At 73.2% G+C, this 18,724-nt stretch carries 16 protein-coding genes; 8 read left to right on the plus strand and 8 right to left on the minus strand.

The genetic code is table 11. The features are described from left to right. Nucleotides 1-52: 52 nt before the first annotated feature. The 5 genes from rfbH to ACIBCM_RS22655 all read right to left on the minus strand — a co-directional run bounded on the left by rfbH (nt 53) and on the right by ACIBCM_RS22655 (nt 6,203). Entirely contained in the window at nt 53-1,357 is a 1,305-nt protein-coding gene (gene rfbH, locus ACIBCM_RS22635) for a lipopolysaccharide biosynthesis protein RfbH (RefSeq protein WP_399245890.1), read from the minus strand. 74 nt (nt 1,358-1,431) lie between these two features. Beyond that, nucleotides 1,432-2,307 carry a sugar nucleotidyltransferase gene (locus ACIBCM_RS22640; protein WP_399245892.1) on the minus strand — a complete coding sequence of 292 codons (876 nt, stop codon included), beginning with the start codon at nt 2,305-2,307 and terminating at the stop codon, nt 1,432-1,434. Beyond that, the gene (rfbB, locus tag ACIBCM_RS22645) at nt 2,256-3,344 is read right to left on the minus strand and encodes a dTDP-glucose 4,6-dehydratase (protein WP_399245894.1); all 1,089 of its coding nucleotides are present in this window, start codon (nt 3,342-3,344) and stop codon (nt 2,256-2,258) included. Before rfbB ends, ACIBCM_RS22640 begins: the two co-directional genes overlap by 52 nt. A 5-nt stretch (nt 3,345-3,349) precedes the next feature. Beyond that, nucleotides 3,350-4,345: a methyltransferase gene (locus ACIBCM_RS22650; protein ID WP_399245896.1), complete on the minus strand. Its 996-nt coding sequence runs from the start codon at nt 4,343-4,345 to the stop codon at nt 3,350-3,352. A gap of 496 nt (nt 4,346-4,841) precedes the next feature. Then, the gene (locus ACIBCM_RS22655; RefSeq protein WP_399245898.1) at nt 4,842-6,203 is read right to left on the minus strand and encodes a helix-turn-helix domain-containing protein; all 1,362 of its coding nucleotides are present in this window, start codon (nt 6,201-6,203) and stop codon (nt 4,842-4,844) included. Nucleotides 6,204-6,477: 274 nt separating this feature from the next. Between ACIBCM_RS22655 and ACIBCM_RS22660 the strand changes: the two genes are divergently transcribed. The 7 genes from ACIBCM_RS22660 to ACIBCM_RS22690 are packed head-to-tail and all read left to right on the plus strand — an operon-like array spanning nt 6,478 to nt 14,946. After that, nucleotides 6,478-7,584: a radical SAM protein gene (locus ACIBCM_RS22660; RefSeq protein WP_399245900.1), complete on the plus strand. Its 1,107-nt coding sequence runs from the start codon at nt 6,478-6,480 to the stop codon at nt 7,582-7,584. After that, nucleotides 7,581-9,932 carry an AMP-binding protein gene (locus tag ACIBCM_RS22665; protein WP_399245902.1) on the plus strand — a complete coding sequence of 784 codons (2,352 nt, stop codon included), beginning with the start codon at nt 7,581-7,583 and terminating at the stop codon, nt 9,930-9,932. Before ACIBCM_RS22660 ends, ACIBCM_RS22665 begins: the two co-directional genes overlap by 4 nt. Beyond that, nucleotides 9,929-10,687 (plus strand): SDR family NAD(P)-dependent oxidoreductase, encoded by a 759-nt coding sequence (locus ACIBCM_RS22670; protein WP_399245904.1) that lies wholly within the window; start codon nt 9,929-9,931, stop codon nt 10,685-10,687. The genes ACIBCM_RS22665 and ACIBCM_RS22670 overlap by 4 nt, the downstream gene beginning before the upstream one ends. Further along, nucleotides 10,684-11,709 (plus strand): ROK family protein, encoded by a 1,026-nt coding sequence (locus tag ACIBCM_RS22675; protein ID WP_399245906.1) that lies wholly within the window; start codon nt 10,684-10,686, stop codon nt 11,707-11,709. Before ACIBCM_RS22670 ends, ACIBCM_RS22675 begins: the two co-directional genes overlap by 4 nt. After that, nucleotides 11,706-12,923 (plus strand): DegT/DnrJ/EryC1/StrS family aminotransferase, encoded by a 1,218-nt coding sequence (locus tag ACIBCM_RS22680; protein WP_399245908.1) that lies wholly within the window; start codon nt 11,706-11,708, stop codon nt 12,921-12,923. Before ACIBCM_RS22675 ends, ACIBCM_RS22680 begins: the two co-directional genes overlap by 4 nt. A 2-nt stretch (nt 12,924-12,925) precedes the next feature. Then, on the plus strand, nt 12,926-14,098 hold the full coding sequence (locus tag ACIBCM_RS22685) for a Gfo/Idh/MocA family protein (protein WP_399245910.1): 1,173 nt from the start codon (nt 12,926-12,928) through the stop codon (nt 14,096-14,098). After that, nucleotides 14,092-14,946 (plus strand): glycosyltransferase family 2 protein, encoded by an 855-nt coding sequence (locus ACIBCM_RS22690; protein ID WP_399245912.1) that lies wholly within the window; start codon nt 14,092-14,094, stop codon nt 14,944-14,946. The genes ACIBCM_RS22685 and ACIBCM_RS22690 overlap by 7 nt, the downstream gene beginning before the upstream one ends. Here ACIBCM_RS22690 and ACIBCM_RS22695 read toward each other — a convergent pair. From ACIBCM_RS22695 to ACIBCM_RS22705, 3 genes are read right to left on the minus strand one after another with little or no spacing between them, the layout of a single operon-like run. Continuing rightward, nucleotides 14,922-15,896, minus strand: coding sequence for a PIG-L family deacetylase (locus ACIBCM_RS22695; protein ID WP_399245914.1), 975 nt, complete (start codon nt 15,894-15,896; stop codon nt 14,922-14,924). The two genes, ACIBCM_RS22690 and ACIBCM_RS22695, sit on opposite strands and share 25 nt — an antisense overlap. Then, on the minus strand, nt 15,893-16,381 hold the full coding sequence (locus ACIBCM_RS22700; protein WP_399245916.1) for a type II 3-dehydroquinate dehydratase: 489 nt from the start codon (nt 16,379-16,381) through the stop codon (nt 15,893-15,895). The genes ACIBCM_RS22695 and ACIBCM_RS22700 overlap by 4 nt, the downstream gene beginning before the upstream one ends. Continuing rightward, nucleotides 16,374-17,057 (minus strand): HAD family hydrolase, encoded by a 684-nt coding sequence (locus ACIBCM_RS22705; RefSeq protein ID WP_399245918.1) that lies wholly within the window; start codon nt 17,055-17,057, stop codon nt 16,374-16,376. Before ACIBCM_RS22705 ends, ACIBCM_RS22700 begins: the two co-directional genes overlap by 8 nt. Before the next feature lie 144 nt (nt 17,058-17,201). Here ACIBCM_RS22705 and ACIBCM_RS22710 point away from each other — a divergent pair, with 144 nt between their 5' ends. Continuing rightward, nucleotides 17,202-18,722, plus strand: a complete 1,521-nt coding sequence (locus tag ACIBCM_RS22710) for an alkaline phosphatase family protein (protein WP_399245920.1) — start codon at nt 17,202-17,204, stop codon at nt 18,720-18,722. Nucleotides 18,723-18,724 lie beyond the last annotated feature (2 nt).

Consider the following 18,724-nt stretch of genomic DNA (forward strand, 5'->3'; position numbering starts at 1 on the left):
AATCCGGGGGTGGCGGCGACCGGGCCGCGGGGCCGGGGCGGTCCGTTGTCCGTCAGCAGCGGGCCGCGACGAACTCCTTGATCGAGGCGACGACGTAGTCGAGCATCTCGGTGGTGAGAGCCGGGTAGACCCCGGTCCAGATGGTCTGACTGGTGACGAGGTCGCTGTTGGTCAGCTCACCGGACACTCTGTGGCGTACGTCCTGGTAGGCCGGATGCCTGACGAGGTTCCCGGCGAACAGCCGCCGGGTGCCGATCCGGCGCCGCTCGAGGAACGCCACCAGTTCCGCCGTGGTGAAGGGCGCTCCGGGGTCGATCGTCAGCACGAAGCCGAACCAGCTCGGGTCGCTGCCCGGAGTCGGCTCGGGCAGCAGCAGATGCGGCAGCCCGTCGAGGCCCTCGCGCAGCCGGCGCCAGTTGCGGCGCCGGGCGGCGCCGAACTCGTCGAGCCGGGCCAGCTGGCTCAGCCCCAGAGCGGCCTGGAGGTCGGTCGCCTTCAGGTTGTACCCGACGTGGGAGAAGATGTATTTGTGGTCGTAGCCCTCCGGCAGGGTGCCCATCTGGTACGTAAAGCGTTTGAGGCACCGGTCGTTCTCGCCGGGCTCGCACCAGCAGTCCCGCCCCCAGTCCCGCAGCGACTCGACCACCCGGGCCAGCGCCAGGTTGGAGGTGAGGACACAGCCGCCCTCGCCCATCGTCAGATGGTGTGCCGGATAGAAGCTGACGGTCGACAGATCCCCGAAGGTGCCGGTGAGCCGGCCGCGGTAGGTGGACCCCACCGCGTCGCAGTTGTCCTCCACCAGGAACAGGTCGTGGGCGTCGGCCAGTTCGGCGATCTCGGCTGCCTCGAAGGGGTTGCCGAGCGAGTGCGCCATGGAGATGGCGCGGGTGCGCGGCCCGATGGCCCGGGCGATCCGCTCCGCCGTCGTGTTGTAGGTGCCGAGCTCGATGTCGACGAAGACCGGCACCAGACCGTTCTGGATGATCGGATTGACCGTGGTGGGGAAGCCCGCGGCGACGGTGATCACCTCGTCGCCGGGCCGCAGTCTGCGGTCCTGGAGCGCCGGGGAGGTCAGGGCGGTCAGCGCGAGCAGGTTGGCCGAGGAACCCGAGTTCGTCAGGTGTGCCTTGCGCAGACCCAGCCGGCGCGCGAACGAGGCCTCGAATCTGCGCGAGTCGGCGCCTGCCGCGATCCGCAGGCCGAGCGCCGCCTCCACCAGCGCGACCCGGTCGTTCTCGTCCAGTACGGCGCCCGAGGGCCAGATCTCCGTGACGCCCGGCTGGAATTCCGCCTCCGGCCGTTCCTCCTGGTGGAGCCGGCGCACCTCGGCCAGGATCCGTGCTCTGCGCTCGTCCACGGTGGCTCCCTTCCTCTGGTCGTCCCCGCTGCTGCCCCTGCCCCTCGGGGTCCCTGTCCCCGTCCCCGCCCCGGTCACGGCCGGTGCTCGCTGAGCAGACCGCGCCGGGGGCCGGCGGAGGAGGGGGCGGGGACCGGACCGGACTGCCGGACCAGTTCCTCGCGACTGATCAGCCCGGCCCGGAACGCGGCGTCCTCGGGACTGCCGATGGGCCGGCCGCGCAACTGCTGGTGCGTACGGATGTACTGGGCGGCGTCGAGCAGGCTGTCGGGCGTGCCCGTGTCGAACCACGCCCAGTCGTCGCCCAGTTCCACCAGGGAAGCCCGCCCCTCACGGACGTAACAGCGGTTGAGATCGGTGATCTCCAGCTCTCCGCGGCGTGAGGGAGTCAGCGCCGCCGCCTTGTCCAGGGCGTCGTTGTCGTAGAAGTACAGACCGGTCACGGCCAGGTCGGAGCGGGGCCGCGTCGGCTTCTCCTCCAGAGCGACCACCCGGCCGTGCGCGTCCACGGTGGCCACTCCGTACTGCTCCGGCTCCGTGACCTTGCGGCTGAACAGGGTGCAGCCCCGGTGGCGGCCAAGGCTCTCGCGCAGCCGCCCGGGCGGATCCGGACCGTGGAACAGGTTGTCGCCGAGCGCCAGACAGATCCGCCGGCCGCCGATGAACGGCCGTGCCAGCAACAACGCGTGGGCCAGCCCCCGGGGAGCGTCCTGGACCGTGTACTCCAGGCGGATGCCGAGCCGGCTGCCGTCGCCCAGCAGCCGCGTGTACTGGTCACGGTGTTCCGGTGTGGAGATCACCAGGATCTCCCGGAGCCCGAGCTCGATCAGCAGGGACAGCGGGTAGTAGATCATGGGTTTGTCGTAGACCGGCAGGAGCTGCTTCGACGAGACCAGGGTCAGCGGGCGAAGCCGGGTAGCCGAGCCTCCTGCGAGGATGATGCCGCGCACGGGGTGTTCCTCCTCTCGCCGCTGTCCAGGTCGCCGCCCGGGAGCGGCCGTCCGCCGGCCGGCGGGGCACCGTCCGCGGTCTCGGTCCACCAGCCGGGATGGGCGCGATACCAGTCGACGGTGGCCCGCAGCCCCTCGGCGAAGTCCACCCGCGGCCGGTAGCCGAGGGCCCGCAGCCGTCCGTCGTCCAGGGAGTAGCGCCGGTCGTGCCCCTTGCGGTCGGTGACATGACGGACCGCGCCCCAGTCGGCGCCGCACGCGTCCAGCAGCTTGCGGGTGAGGCGGCGGTTGGTCAGCTCGGTACCGCCGCCGATGTGATAGACCTCGCCGGGCCTGCCCCGGTCCAGGGCCAGTTGGATACCGCGGCAGTGGTCCTCCACGTGCAGCCAGTCGCGTACATGCCTGCCGTCGCCGTACAGCGGGACGGTGTGGCCGGCCAGCAGCAGGGTGGTGAAGCGCGGGATGAGCTTCTCCGGATGCTGGTGCGGACCGTAGTTGTTGCTGCAGCGGGTGATACGGACGTCCAGCCGGTGGGTGCGGAAGTACGAGAGCGCGAGCAGGTCGGCCGCGGCCTTGGACGCCGCGTAGGGCGAGTTGGGGCACAACGGGGACCGCTCGGTCCAGGAGCCGGAGTCGATGGATCCGTACACCTCGTCGGTCGACACCTGGAGAAAGCGGTCGGCGCCCCGTTCGAGCGAGGTCTCCAACAGGACGTGGGTGCCCGTCACATTGGTGTGCACGAAGGAACCCGAGTCCGCGATGGACCGGTCGACATGAGTCTCCGCCGCGAAGTTGACCACCACGGTGCCCGGGGTGAGCACCTCGCGTACGAGCGGGGCATCGGCGATGTCACCGGGCACGAGGCGGAAGCGCGGGTGGTTCGCCACGGGCGCGAGATTGGCCGGATTCCCGGCGTAGGTCAGTTTGTCCAGCACCGTCACGGCCGCTCCGGCGAACGCGGGGTAGGCGTCGGAGAGAAGGGCGCGGGTGAAGGCGCTGCCGATGAATCCGGCTCCGCCGGTCACGAGTATGTGCACGGCCTTCAGTTCCGCTCGCCGACGGCGATGGTGGTGCCCAGGGCGCTCAGCGGTACCGTGCGCCGGAGGGTGAAGCCCGCCTCGGCGAGTTCACCGGCGAGCGCGGCGGTGTCCGGGTGGTAGGCCGCGCCGAGCGAGAGCCAGTCGACGGCGGAGGCGGCCAGCGCCGAGCCGGCCGGCGGCTCCTCGTACAGGAAGTCGTGGATCATCAGCAGTCCGCCCCCGGGGAGGATGCGGCGAACGCGGGCCAGCAGCCGCACCCGCTCCCGCCTGTCGAGAAGATGCAGGACATGGGAGAGCAGCGCCGCGTCGTGCGCGCCGCCCGGTGTCTCGCCCGGACCGCCGAGCGGATCGGTGTGCAGATCCCACGGGACCAGCCGTACGCGGTCGGTGAGATCGGCCTCTTTGACGGCCGGTGCGGCGTGTTCCAGCATCGGCGCGCGGTCGTAGACCGTGGCGGTCAGGCCGGGGAACATGCGGCACAGGGTGATGGAGTAGCCCCCGCTGCCGCCCGCTATGTCGGCCAGGCCGGTGCGGTGGCGCAGCTCGGGCAGGCGGGCCAGGTGCGGGGCGCAGGCGCGGGCCCCGGTGAGCATGGCGTCGGCGAGGGCGGGCAGTTCCGCGTCGGGGATCTCCGTGGGGCGGCGCCGGCCCCGCAGGGCCGCGGTCACTCCGGCGGCGTTGAGATGGTCCTCGGCGGCCCAGCGCTCGATGCGCAGCAGGGGGCGGGCGCTCCGGCCGGGCGGTCCGGTCAGCAGATCACGGTAGGGCTCGGTGAGCTGCCATCCGCCGTCCCGCTCGCCGAGGACGCCGTGCCAGCCCAGTATCCGCAGCAGGGCGAGGAGCGGCTCCCGGTGCAGCCGGAGCCGCTCGGTGAGCTCGTCGGCCGTGGCCGGGCCGTGCGCCACGGCGTGCAGCAGACCGACCTCCTCCGCCGCCTCGACGGCGGCGAGGATCTTGCGCGCGGACCGCAGGGGGGAAAGGGGATCCTGATCGGCCACGACGGCCCTCCCTCTCGATGGGATGGATGCTGACGATAGTCAAGTCGGGCTCCCCGAAGTGTGGGACAACGGCTCCCCCTTTGCAACATCTATGCCGCCTGTCATGACTATAGTAATGTCTCGCTTGACTGAACCTCTAGGTAAGGAGTGTCAGGCAGATGAATCCCGAACTACTGGGTTCCCCCGCACTCGTCCGGGCTGCGACGGACTCCCGCATCGTCACGGGAGCCGGAACGGGAGCGGTGAAGCCGGATGTCGTCCACACCGGAGCCAGGCTCTGGACCGGCGGTCTCTGTACGGGCGCGAGTGAGGACCAGGACTGGCCTTGGAGGGCTCGCGGGGGGCGCTCCGGGCAGGACTGGCCCTGGCTGGCTTCGGCGGCACCCGTGCCGGCCGGGTCCTCCAGGTAGTCACCACCGCATGCGGAAGGGGTGAAGCGGATTGCCGCTTCACCCCTTTCGGCCTGGAGCCCGGGAGTGGCCCGGACCCCGGACCCTCAGGACGGACGGATCTCGTCCATCCGGCGCCACATCTGCAGGGCGAGCTGGTACGCCCCGTTCTCCTCGCAGATCGCGGCGGCGGCACGCAGGGCCTCCAGCGCCTCCGCCGTCCGGTTCAGGGCGTGCAGCACCTCCGCCTTGGCGAGGCAGACCCGGGCCAGCTGAAGCCCGGACAGCGGGGAGTTGTCGGTGGTCAGCTCCGAGTAGAGCTCCAGGGCGCGCTCGTGGTGACCGAGCGCCGCCTGGTGCCGGGCGCGCAGCGCGGTCAGCGCGGCCGTCTCGGCCGGCACGTTCATCAGCGACGTGGTGTGTTCGGCGCCGATCAGCCAGTTGTGGGCCTCTTCGAGATGGCCGGTGTTCAGCAGGATGCTCGTGGTCGACCGGCAGAAGCGCAGCCAGTCGCGCAGCGTCATCGTGGCGGGCGGCAGGTTCTCGCGCGCCCTGGCCGCGTAGGTGCGCGCCTCCTCGCCGCGGCCGAGCTGGTCGTAGGCCATCGCGGCGACCCACTGGGAGCGGCCCAGTATGCCCGGGGTGTCCGCGTTCTCCGCCAGCGCCAGCATCTCGGTGACCAGGTCGGGGACCGCTTCGGTGGCGCTCAGTTCGCACAGGACGGAGACGAGCGCGCCCAGCAGCCGCACATGCTCGGAGCTGCCGTGCAGACCGGTGGGCCGGAGGAGTCCGGTGGCCTGCTCCAGGGTGGTTCTCGCCCGCACGAGATGGCCCGTGTCGCGCAGCGCGGTGCCCAGTTCCGTGGACAGTGCCACGACCGCCACCTGCGACGCCCCGTCGGCGGCGGTCTCCATCAGCTCCTCCAGGAGATCGAGCCGCTGCTCGTGCTCCCCCTGGGTCTGGAGCAGTCGTTGCAGCTGGAATCCTGTCTCCACGCTCTTGGTCAGATCGCCTTCGGCCCGGAGCCGGTCGTAGAGCGTACGCAGCAACTCGATGGCCCGTGCGTAGTCATTGCTCAGAAGCGCGTTGTCGGCGAGGATCTGCAGGGGCGGCCGGAGTTCCGCCGCTGCCGGGGCGGGCGCCGCGGACTGCCGCGCGGCCGCCGCTCCGTTCGCCCTGGGGGGGATGTCGTGGACAGTCGTGGACACACTGGCGTGAACGGTGCCGGACGCGGAGGCCTCTGCGCCGATGGCGCCCGCGATGCTCTGTCCGACCAGTTCCTCGACCGGCATCTGCAACCGGTCGGCGAGGTGGATGATGACGTCCAGGGTCGGGGCGCGCTTGCCCGACTCCAGCAGTGAGACATAGCTGGACGTCACGACGTCGCCGGCCAACTGCTGCTGGGAGATACCCAGTTCCCGGCGGCGCGCTCGCAGGCGCCGACCGAAGTCCGGGTGCTGATTCCTCACTGTGCCCAACCTTCACTCACCTCGTTCACACAACGCCGGGACCGGCCGGCGGCGGTCTGGTCACCCCGGCCTTCCGGTCGCAGGCCCTGGTCCCCCGGTTCCCTTGATGCCACTTGTCGTGAAGCGTAACTCCAGTTGCCACCTGGCGGGATTCGATCAGGGGTCATTATTCCGGATCCCGCGTGCGCTGGGTAGTCATTCCTTACCCGGCATTGACTGTAGTCAATGACTGATGTCAATATCGGCGTCCCAGGCTCTACCGAAGGGGCGGGACATGATCGACGGGCTCATCGGCAACGACCTCGTGGTGAACGAGGACTCATGCAATCTGAGCTGCACGTACTGCCTCACCGGTCAGAGCAATCTGAAGCAGGCCCACTCCGAGCAGCTGATCTTCCGGCCGCCGACCCGCGACAGCTACGAGCCGGACAGCCTGCTGGGCAAGCAGCTCCCCCTCATCGACCGGCGCATCGACTCCACCTTCCGGGTCCCGCTGCTGAAGGTGACCGGCGGCGAGATCTTCCTCGTGGCCGGCGTCATGGACTTCCTGCGCGAACAGGCCGCCGAGCACGAGGTGCTGGTCATCCAGACCAACGGGGTGCTGGTGCGGGACGCGCACCTGGCCGCGTTCGCCGAGTGGGGCAACGTGGTGCTCCAGGTCTCGCTCGACAGCCATCTGCACTCCGGCAACTCCCACCGGGTCGCCTCGGCGAAGCTGCACGCCAAAGTGGTCGAGAGGATCGACGCCATCCTCGACAGCGGTCTCGATGTCGAGGTCTACGGAGTGCTCAACGACCGCAGCGTCGGCGAGCTCCCCGCCTTCGCCGCCTGGCTCGCGGACCGTCCCGTGCCGCCTGTCTTCTTCCCCTTCCCGGTCCGCGGCCCCGACTCCGGGCAGTTCGCCGTGCGACCCGACCAGGTCCACCACATCGAGGAGTTCGCGGCCCGTTACGACGAGTTCGCCGCCGTGCTGCCGCCGCGCGCCTATACCGACCGCCTGCTGAGCTTCTACCGGGAGGGCGGACGCACCTTCCGCTGCCACCTCCCGCGCATGGTGATCTCCACCTTCAGCGACGGCGTCGTGACGCCCTGCCCGAACATCTGGTTCTCCAACATGGGCAACCTCCTGGAGGACGACTGGGAGGACACCCTGAGCCGGGTCGGTGAGACCGGCCTCTACCAGGCACTGCTGTCGCCCCGGCCCCGGCTCGACGCCTGCAAGGGCTGCTTCACCCCCTGGGACACCCTCAGCATGTACTTCGACGACGAGATCACCCTCGACGAACTGTGCTCCGCCCCGACCTACGCGCCGGCCGGGATCCGCCGGCTGATAGCCGAGGGCAAGGAGCGCTACCTGGCAGAACAGGCCGGGCGGAAGTGACCGGGACGACGGACACCGGGACCTGCGATCCGGCCGGGCCGCCGACGCCGGTCGCTGCCGGGGCCCACGGCGGCGACTGCGCCCCCGGCGAGGTCGTGGCGCTCGCGGGAGGGGGCGGGGCCGACTGGATCGAGACCTACCGGCAGGTGCTCCGGTCCGGCGCCGTCCCGCTGCTCGTCGATCCCGCCGCACCCGCCGCCGAACACGAACGCTGGCTCGCGCGGGCGGGCGGCGGACGGATTCTGCACACCGGGGGAGCGGGGTTCTCCGCGACCGTGGCGCCACGGCGTACGGCGGACGGACCGGCGTACCGTCCGCGCACCGTCCTGCTGCCCAGCTCCGGCACCACCGGAACCCCCAAACTCGTGGCCCGCACCGTGGGCTCGCTGCACGCGGAGGGCCGCCGGCACCTGACGTGGGCGGGTCTGACCTCCGAGGACCGGGTGCTGCTGCCGCTTCCGCTGTGGCACGCGTACGCCCTGGGCTGGCTGCACGCCTCCCTGGAGGCGGGGGCCACCGTCCGGGCTCACCCGCCGGCCGCGCTCGGCGCCGTGCTGCGGGAGATCGAGGAGGGCGCCACCGTGCTTCCCCTCGTCCCCGCCGTGGCCCGGCTGCTCAGCGCCCGCGCGAGCCGGAACCCGCTCACCGGATCCGCGCTGCGGCTGGCCATGGTCGGCGCGGGCGCCGTCGACCAGGACCTGGACGACGCGTTCCGGGCCGCCTTCGGGATCGGGCTCGCCCGTGACTACGGTTCCTCGGAGACCGGTTCGCTGTTCAGCGCCCCGGCCGGGGCACCCGCCGGACGGGTCGGGCACCCGCTGGACGGGGTCGGCTTCCGGATCGTCGGGGAGGACGGCGCTCCCGTCCCGCACGGAACCGCGGGCGAGCTGCACGTCACCCTGGCCGAGGACCCGGACCCGAGCTGGCGGGACACCGGGGACGTGGTGTGCTACCACCCGGATGACGGGCTGAGGATCCTGGGCCGCCGGAGCCGGGCCGTGCGCCGGGGCGACCGGTGGGTCGCGCCCGAGGAGGTGGAGAGCGTACTGCGGTCCCACGAGGACGTGCTGGACGCGCGGATCACCTCGGTGGCCGTGCGAACGGCCACCGGGCCCACCACCCGGCTGCGCGCCGAGGTGGTGAGCCTGCGCGGCACCGGCGCCGACGGCGAAGTCCTGCGGACCCACGCGCAGGCCCACCTCGCCCCGTACAAGGTGCCGGACCGCATCCGGGCGGTCGGGGAACTGCCGCGCGGAGGGTCGGGCAAGCCGTTGCCCGCGCGGCGTCTCGTCCTGGGTGACGAGTCCGCACTCGTGGCGTGCGCGCAGGCGCACAAGCGCAGCGAACTGCTCTTCGCGCTGCTCAACCTGGGAGTCGTGGAACTGCTCGGGCAGGGGCCCGCCGACTCCGCCCGTATCGCAGGGGAGCTGGGGCTCGACGCGGACGTCTGCGAGCAGCTGCTCCAGGTCGCCGAGAGCGCGGGTCTGCTGCGGGCGGCTGCGACGGATCCGGCGGCACCGGTGGTTCCGGTGCCACCGGTGGTTCCGGCGACCGCGGCGCCTCAGGCGCCTCCGGTGGCTTCGGACCGGGGCGTCGCGGCCGGGCCGGACGCTTCGGCGCCGGGTTCCGGTGACGCCGGGGTGATGGCCATTCTCACGCTCGAGGAGCGGCTCTCCCGGTCCTGGGTCACGCGGGAACAGCTCGCCGCCCTCGCGCGGAGCGGACCGGCGGGACGCGCGTTCGACACCGAGGGGCCCGACGACGCGCTGCGCGAGGTGTACCAGCGGGCCATGCACACCCCGGCGGCGCACAGCCGCAGCCGGATCGGGATCCGGCTGGCGGGCCCCCGCGCCGGACGGTTGCTGGAGATCACCTGCGGACCCGGCCGGTACGTGCACGCGCACGGCGGCCCCAGGACCGGACGGCTGCTGCGCGTCGGCACCCTCGCGGAGCAGTCCGCGCACGGTGCCGGGCAGCCGGGCGGACCCGGGGAGGTACCGGCACCGGCCGACGGCGAACTGTTCGACCTCGTCGTCGTCTGCAACGCCGTACACCTGCCCGGGGCGGGCAGTGACCTGCGGGCCCTGGCCGCGCGGCTGGCCCCGGGCGGACGTCTGCTCATCGACGACGTGTTCCTCGACGCCCCGGGCGGGCTGCCCCAGGAGATCCGGCTCGACTGGCTCACCCACGGCGGATCGGCGTGGCCCACCGAGGCCACGCTGACCGCGGGTCTGGGGGCCGCCGGATTCGCCGTGCACCGCACGGTGCACCTCGGCAGCCCGGCCGTCACGCTGATCGTCGCCGGGCCGGGCCGTACCCCGCCGGGCCGCCACGGAGGGACCTCATGAGCGATCACCACTCCACCGAACTGGACGGCAGGGTCGCCCTCGTCACCGGGGCCACCGGCCATCTCGGTGAAGCCGTCTGCCGCGCGCTCGCCGCGCGGGGCGCGACCGTCGTCGGCGTCCACCGCACGCCCTCGGAACGCACCGAACCGCTCGGCACCGCGACCGGAACCAGGTTTCTGCGGGCCGACCTGGCGGACGCGGAGGAGACCGCCTCGCTCCTCGGCCGGGTCGGGGAACTGGGGCCCGCCCCGGACATCCTGGTGTGCGCTCACGGCGCCACCGCTCGTCGGCCGGTGCTGAGCGGTGCCTACGACAGCGCGGCGGAACACCGCCTGTGGCGGCTGAACACCGGCTCCGTGCAACAACTCGCCTCCGCCGCCGCCAAACGGATGGTGCGCGCCCGGTACGGCCGGATCGTGCTGTTCGGCTCGCGGGCGGGCACGGCCGGCATGCCGGGGCAGCCGGGATACGCCGCGACCAAGGCCGCGTTGTCCGGCTGGGCGGCGTCGGCCGCCTGGGAACTCGGGCCGTTCGGGGTGACCGTGAACGTCGTCGCCCCCGGCGCGATCCGGGCCCGACCCGGCGCCGACGGGGTGTACTCCGCGGAGGAGGACGACCGGGCGGCCGCCCGTACGGCGGCGCGCAGGCTGGGCGAGGCGGCGGAGATCGCGGACACCGTCGCCTTCCTCGCCGGGCCGGGGGCCTCGTACATCACCGGTCAGACCCTCTGCGCGGACGGCGGGGCACGGTGGTGAGGGACCCCGTTCCCCTTCCGGACCCGGCCCCCGAGCCGATCCCGCCGCCGCGCACCGCCCGGCCCGACGTCGTGCTGGCCGTCGACATCGGCGGCACCAAGGCGGCCGTACGCGCTCGCCGGACCGGCGCGGGAGTCGTCGGCGGCAGCGTGGACAGCGGGGTCGTCCGGGTGGAATGGGCCCCGGACGCCGCACCGGACGACGATCTCGGGCAGCTGGCCGCGGCGGCCGACCGCGCGCTGCGGACCGTGGGCGCCGCCCGTCCCCGCACCACGGTGGTGGCCCTGCCGGCCACGCTCGACGCCCACGGCCGGATCAGCCGCTGGCCGGGCCGTCCTTCCTGGCGGGGCCGGCCGCTGCCCGCCCAACTGGCCCACCACTGGGGAGACTCACTCGCCGTCCACGACGACGCCCTGCTCGCCGGCTACGCCGAAGCACTCGCCCGGCCCCGCACCGAAGGACTGCTCTACCTCGGCCTCGGCACCGGCGTGGGCGGAGCCTGGCTGCCGCCGAGGAACGCCGGGGCCCCCGTGCCCCGCCTCGACGAGCTCATGCCCTGCGAGGCGGGACACCTCGTGGTGCGCCCGGACGACGGGCGTCCCTGCGACTGCGGGCGGCGAGGCTGTCTGCAGGCGTACGCCTCCGGCCCCGCGCTGCACCGCGCCACCACGGCCGACGGCCGTACCGCCGCACTCGCCGCGGCCGCCGACGCCTGCGCCCTGGCCGTCGCCGGAATCGGCGAACTGCTGCCGTTCGCCGCGGTGGTGCTCGGCGGTGGACTCGGTGCCGCGCCCGTGGGCCTGGCCGCCGCGCTCACCGCGCGGCTGCGCCATCGCATCCGTCACGGCAGCACACTGCCCGAGGTGACGCCGGCCGTGCACGGCGCCGGCGCCTCCCTCCAGGGCGCGCTGCTGCTGGCCGAATCCCGTGCGGCCACCGGCCGGGACCGGCACCGGCCGACCGCCGGGCCGGTCCGCCGGGAGGCCGGTCCCCGCCCCACAGAAGGAGACCCCATCCCATGACGATCAACGACGAGTTCGCGCCCGTCCCCGGTACGGAGCCCGCACCCTCCCTCGGTCCCGCCGACCTGCCCGCGTGGCCGCAGTACGACGACGGAGAACGCACCGCGCTGCTGCGGGCCCTCGAACAGGGGCAGTGGTGGAGGGCAGGCGGCACCGAAGTCACCTCGTTCGAGCGGGAGTTCGCCGACTACAACGGCGCTCCCCACGCCCTTGCGGTGAACAGCGGGACCGACGCCCTGGAACTCGCCCTGCGGGTACACGGCATCGGCCCCGGCGACGAGGTGATCGTGCCCGCGTTCACCTTCGTCAGCACCTCACTCGCCGTGCAGAACACCGGCGCCGTCCCCGTGCCGGCCGACGTGGACCCGGGTCACCAGTGTCTGACCGGGGAATCGGTGCGTGCGGTGGCCACGGAGCGCACCCGGGTGATCATGCCGGTCCACATGGCCGGCCATGTCGCGGATCTCGCCGCGCTGCACAAGGTCGCCGACGAGTTCGGTGCCGTGGTCGTCCAGGACGCCGCGCACGCCCAGGGCGCGGCCCGGGACGGCGTCCTGGTCGGCGCCGACGCCTCCATCGCCTGCTACAGCTTCCAGAACGGCAAACTCATGACCGCCGGCGAGGGCGGTGCCCTGACCTTCCCCGACCGGGAGTCGTACGACCGCGCGTATCTGCTGCACACCGTGGGCAGGCCGCGGGAGGACACCACCTACCAGCACCTGACCGGTGGAATGAACGCGCGGATGAACGAGTTCTCCGGAGCCGTCCTGCGCACCCAGCTGACCCGGCTGGCGGGACAGACGGTGACCCGGGGCGAACGCGCCGCCCTGCTGGACGAGTTGCTGGCCCCGGTCGAGGGTGTCGCGCCGCAGGAGCGCGACCCCCGGGTCACCGTCAACCCGTACTACATGTATCTGCTCACGCTGGACGCCGAGCGCTTCGACACCGCGGCCCGTGACCGGCTCGTCGGCCTGCTCAAGCAGCGCAACGTGCCCGCCTGCGTCAACTTCCCGCCCGTCTACCGCACCGCCGGCTTCTGGACGGGCCCCACCGAACAGGCCACCGTGGAGGAGCTCGCCGAGCGCTGTCCCGAGGCCGAACTCATCGGCAGCCGGGGGCTGTGGCTGCACCACCGGATCCTGCTCGCCGAACCCGGCGTCGTACGCGGGGTCGCCGCCGTGATCGCGGCGGCCGTGGACGAGGCCGGGCGTTAGCCGTGGGCCGCGTCCTGCGGACCGGACTGGTCGGCTTCGGCTGGATCAACGCAAAGGTGTGGCTGCCGAGACTGCGCGCGCATCCGCACTTCGAGGTGGTGGGGGTGCACGATCCACTGCTCACCGCGTCCGCCGGATCCACCGGTTCAGCGGGTTCCGCGGGCGCGGCCGCCGCGGCCGGACTGCCGCCGGACACGATCGCGGCGCGGCTGCCCGACCTGCTGGCGCGGGATCTCGACCTGGCGGTGGTGGGGACGCCCAACCACCTCCACGAGCGGACCGCCGGAGCCGCCCTGGACGCCGGAGTCGCCACCCTGATCGAGAAGCCGCTGTGCCTGTCCACGGCAGAGCTGGACCGGCTGAACGCGCGGTCGTGGGCCACCGGGGCCCCCTTCCAGATCAGCCGGCCCTCGCCACGGAGGCTCGACGTGGCCAGACTCCAGTACCTCGTACGCCAGATGTGCGCGGGTCCCGTCCAGGTGCGCGCGGAGTGGCTGCGGGCCGCCGGGGTGCCCCGGCCGGGCTCCTGGTTCACCCGGCGCGACGAGGCCGGCGGGGGAGCGCTGCTCGACCTCGGCTGGCATCTGGCCGAGGTCGCCCAGGGGCTGCTGCCGGGCTCCCAGCGCACCGGCCTCACCGCCGAACTCCGGGAACCCGCCCCGGACGCTGCGCGCGGCGCCGCGCGCTGGCGGGGCGACAGTCCGGCGGCCGGCGGGCAGGACCCGGACACCGGCGTGTTCGACGTGGAGACCGACGGCCGGCTCCGCGCCCACTACCGCGACGGGTCGGTGCTGTCCCTGCGCGCGGCCTGGGCCAGTGAGGTCACCGTCGACACCACCACGATCGAGGTGCGCGGCACGACGGCCGACGGCGAGCGCTGCCGTCTGGAGCTGGTGACCACGTTCGGATTCAGCCCCAACCGCGTCACCCGGCCGGTCCTGCGGGTGTGGCGGGGCAGCCGGAGCACCGAGTGGTCCGTGGAGACGGTGCCGGGCAAGGAGTACGACGACCAGCTCGACGCGACCCTGGCCATGGTCCGCAGGTCCGCCCCCTGGCGGGTCGAACTGCGGGGCACCGCCGAGGTGCTGGGCCTGCTCGAGGACGCCTACCGGATCGCCGGCCGCCCCCTGCTGCCGGGTACCCCGGCCCGGACGACGGGGGGAACCCGGTGCTGAGCGTGGTGATCCCCACCCGGAACAAGGCGGCCCCGCTGCGTGCGACCCTCACCGCGCTGGCCGCGCAGCGCTGTCCGGGGCCGTACGAGGTGCTGGTGGTGGACGACGGCTCCACCGACGGCACCCGGGAGCTGCTGGACCGGCTGCGGAGCGAGGCCGGCACCGGGCCGAAGCCGCGCGTGGTCGCCGGGCCGGCGAGCGGACGCGCCGCAGCGCGCAACGCGGGCGCCCGGGCGGCGCGGGGCGACAGGCTGCTTTTCCTCGACGACGACATCCTTACGGCGCCCGGTCACCTGACGGCTCATCAGGAGAACGGTGGGGAGCGGGTGCTGGCGCACGGGCCGCTCCGGGAGTTCCCGGGCGCCCGGAGGTGGCTGGACCGGTACGGGGGCGCGGGCGCCGGGGAGTTGGCGGCCGCGGCGGCCCGGGTGGTCGCCGGGGAGGAGGGGCGGCTGGTCCGGAACACACTGGAGACGCTGATCCACGCCATGGACGTGGGACAGGTGCCGCCCGTCGCCCCCTGGGCGGCCTGTGTGGGCGCCAACACCTCGCTGCCCCGGGCGCTCTTCGGGGAAGTCGGTGGATTCGACGAGGAGTTCGGGGTGGGCTGGGGGTGCGAGGACCTGGAGCTGGGCGTGCGGCTGTGCGGCGCGGGAGCGCGGATCGCCGTCCCGGCGGCGGGGGCGGGGGTGCACCTCACCCACGCCCGCCCGGACCGCTGGGAGCAACACGAGGCGAACCTCCGCCGGTTCGGCGCCCTGCACGATCTGCCGTCGGTGCGGCGGCTGCCGCTGCTGCTGGGTGAGGGCGGCGGCGTACGGGCCTATGTGGCGGCCTGCGTCCAGTAGTTCCACGTACACCGGCGCGGCGGGCCCGTCCTGCGCGCCAGCGCGCGAGCGAAGGCGGCGGCGCCGCCGAACATCCCCCGCACCTGGGACTCGTACACCAGCGCCCCGCGCAACCAGTCACCGAACTCGGCACCCTCGAAGTGCTCCCGGTACCCACCCCCCGGCGACGGCGGCGCATACGGAAACTCCGCGTAGTAACGCACCCGGGGTCCCTCGGCCCCGGTCTGCGCGGCGCGGGCCCCCGTGGTGCCGACCCCTGTGACGCCGGGCCGCGTGGCACCGGCCCCCACGGCTGCGGGCCGCGTGGCGCCGGGCCGCGTGGCACCGGGTTCCGCGGTGTGGGTGCCCGCGGCGCCGGGCCCTGCGGCGATGGGCTGTCCGACCCGGGGTTCCGTGGTGCGGGCACCCGCGGGGCCGGGCCCTTCCGCGCCGGGTTCCGCCGCGGCGTGCCCTCCCGCGCCGGGTCGTGTCACGCCGGGTCCCGTCGCGCGGGCCCTCGCCCCGGCCCCGCCCGCCGTGAGGGCCGCTTCGGTGGCACTGCGGACCAGCTGGTGGTCGACGTGGGTGCGTACGGCGAGGGGGAGGAGTATCTCGTCGCGGCCCGCGGTCAGGGGGCGCAGCAGCGCGGCGAGGCGGCCGATGAGCGTGGCGTCCAGAGGGTGTGGGGCGCGGCGCAGGGCGAGGGGGCCCGCGTAGAGGGGGCGGCCCTCGGCGTCGTGCCTCAGCGCCGCCTCGGGCAGCCCCAGCGTCACGGAGCGCAGTGGCCAGCGGCCCAGCGCGGCGGCGTCCTCCGCACGCCGCCGCGCGGTGTCCGCGTCCCCCGAGTGGGCCGTGTCACCGTCGAAGACGGTCACGACGGTCAGTTCGCCCTCCGCGCACCACCGTGTCAGCATGCCGCCGCAGGACCACACCGCGTCGTCGGGGTGCGGTGCGAGCAGCAGCCGGTTCACCCGGCCGGTCCGGCGTCGCGGGCGAGCAGGTTCAGCACGGCCAGGGCGGCGAGGTGGTACCCGTACGCGCCCAGCCCGCACAGGACGCCCGAGGCGAGCGGCGAGATCACCGAGTTGTGGCGGAAGGGTTCGCGGGCGAAGACGTTGCTGAGGTGCACCTCGATCCAGGGTCCCGGGTAGCTCTCCAGGGCGTCCCGCAGGCTCCACCCGGCGATCATCAGGGCACCGGGGTTGACGATCGCCCCGGCACAGTCCCCGGCCTCGTGGACGGCCCGTACCAGGGCGCCCTCGCTCTCGTCCTGGACACAGCGCAGGGTGTAGCCCGCCGCGGCCACGGTCTTCTCCACGTCCCGCTCGATCTCGACGAGTGTGGTGGTGCCGTAGATCTCCGGCTTGCGGGTGCCCAGCCGGCCCAGGTTGGGCCCATTGAGCAGCAACAGCTCTCCGCGTCCGCCGCGTTCTCCGCGTTCGGTGTGGTCAGCCAACGGAGACCTCCCGGTTCGCGGCGGGCAGCAGCAGCGCGAGCAGGTCCTGCGGGCCCTCGGCGTACGCGCCGGGGTGCTCGGCCAGCAGGGTCTCCCGGGTGCTCTGGCCCCAGCCGGCGGCGATCGTCGGCACGCCCGCGGCACCCCCGCAGCGCAGGTCGAGCACGCTGTCGCCGATGAACACGGCCCGGTCGGCGGGGACCGGCGAGCCCGGCAGCAGCGACAGCGCGGTGTGCAGGATCTCGGCGTCGGGCTTGGGCAGGCGGACCTGGTCACTGCCGACGACGACGTCCGGCAGCTCGTACAGCCCGCCGGCGCGCAGCGCCTCCAGGGCCCGCCGGTGCGACTTGCCGGTGGCGACGGCCACCGGGACGCCCGCCGCGCGCAGCGCCCGCAGCACCGCGACGACGCCGTCGTACGGCCGGACGAGATCGAGGCGGGCGGTGCTGGCCGCGGCGTACACCGGGGCGTAGTCGGCGGGCAGTCCGAACGTCCCCAGGATGACGTGGAGCGGGGCGCCCATGTGCTCCAGGAATTCACTGAACGGCGCCGGTCCCGCCCGGCCCGCCGCCGCCCAGACCGCGTCGAACGCGTGCCGCATGTTCTCGGTGGTGTCCAGCAGTACGCCGTCCAGGTCGAAGACGACGGCGCTCCAAGGGGTGGTCGACGGTGTCATGAGTGCTCCGTTCACCAACCAGGTTCTTACGACTATAGTTGCCGAATGCTGACTCATATTGACTCCAGTTAAGGCCCCTGTCTAGTCTCGAACACCGGAGCGGCCGCCCACATCACGAGGTGGCCTCCGAGGGGAGGAGGCACCGTGACCGCACGCCCCAAGGCACTGATCCTGGGGATCGACGGCGGAAGCCTGGCGATGATGGAACCGCTCATCGCGCGGGGGCTGCTGCCCCACCTGGCCACGCTGCTCGGACAGAGCATGTACGGCACCACCACGACGACCTGGCCCGCCCACACCGCACCGGGATGGAGCACCTTCGTCACGGCCCGCCGGCCCGGGGGCCACGGCGTCTACCAGTTCTTCGGCACCCAGGAGACCGACTACGGCGACCGGCTCACCGGCACCGGCGACTTCGGGTGCAGCACTGTGTGGGAGTGGCTGGCCCGGCAGGGCTGGAGCGCCGGGATCATCAACGTGCCGATGTCGCACCCACCGCGCGACCTCCCCGGCTACCAGGTCACCTGGCCGCTCGAGCGGACCCTGCGCTTCAGCAGCCCGCCCACGCTCCTCGGCGAACTGTCCAGGGCCGGAGCGCCGTTCATGCCCGACATCATGGCGATGTTCCAGGGCGACCACGGCTATCTGGACAAGGCACTGGCCAATGTCGCGGCCCGCGGCCGCTCCATCGCTTACCTGATGGAGCGTCACGAGACCGATGTCGTGATGGCGGTGATCACCGAGATCGACCGGATCTGCCACCACTACCTGCACTTCGCCGACGACTGCCATCCACGCCACGCCACCCCCGAACAGGCCGAGTGGGGCGAGGCCGTCGAGCTGATCCACCGGGCCGTCGACGCCGTGATCGGACAGATCCTGGCCATCGTCGGGGACGACACCCCGGTCATGCTCGTCTCCGACCACGGCCTCGGCCGGGGACGGCTCAACCTCGGCGTCAACAGCGTGCTGGAGGAGGCCGGACTGCTCGCCACCCGGCCCGGCGAGGGCGGCCACGCGGGCTGGTTCGACGCCGACGGCCGCACTGTCGACTTCGGCCGAACCCGCGCCTACATGCCCACCCCCGGCTGCTACGGAGTCAACCTCAACCTCGCCGGCCGTCAGCGCCGGGGTGTCGTCCGCGAGGGCGAAACGGGCGCCCTGACCGCCGAGTTGACCGATCTCTTCCTCACCCTGCGGGCCCCGGACTCCGGCCGCCCGGTGTTCGCCGCCGTGCTGCCCCGCGCGGAGGCCTATCCCGGCGCGATGTCCCACACGGCACCCGACCTGCTGCTCGTGCCCGCCGACGAGGGAGTGCTCGCCGACCCCGGCCTGTCCGGCGGAGTCTGGCGCCCCAGCGAACAGACCGGGATGCACCGCTACGCGGGCCTGTGGTCCTACCGCTCGCCGCGCGTCCCGGCCGGCCGCCGGGACGAGCCCGCCGCCCTGTGCGACCTCGCCCCGACGCTGCTGCACGACCTCGGCCTGCGCCACCCGGCCGCCGTGCACGGCCGTCCCCTGCCCGAACTGCTCGACGCGGGCAACGGACCGCTGCCCTCCCTGCCCGATCCGGGCGCACCCGAGCCGCACCCGAAGGACACCGCACGCAGCCTGCGTGAGGACGATCTGACCGCCCGGACCCTGAGCGCCATGGGTTATCTCTGAGA

Origin of the sequence: Streptomyces sp. NPDC051018, assembly GCF_044456085.1 — a bacterium.
GTDB lineage: Bacteria > Actinomycetota > Actinomycetes > Streptomycetales > Streptomycetaceae > Streptomyces.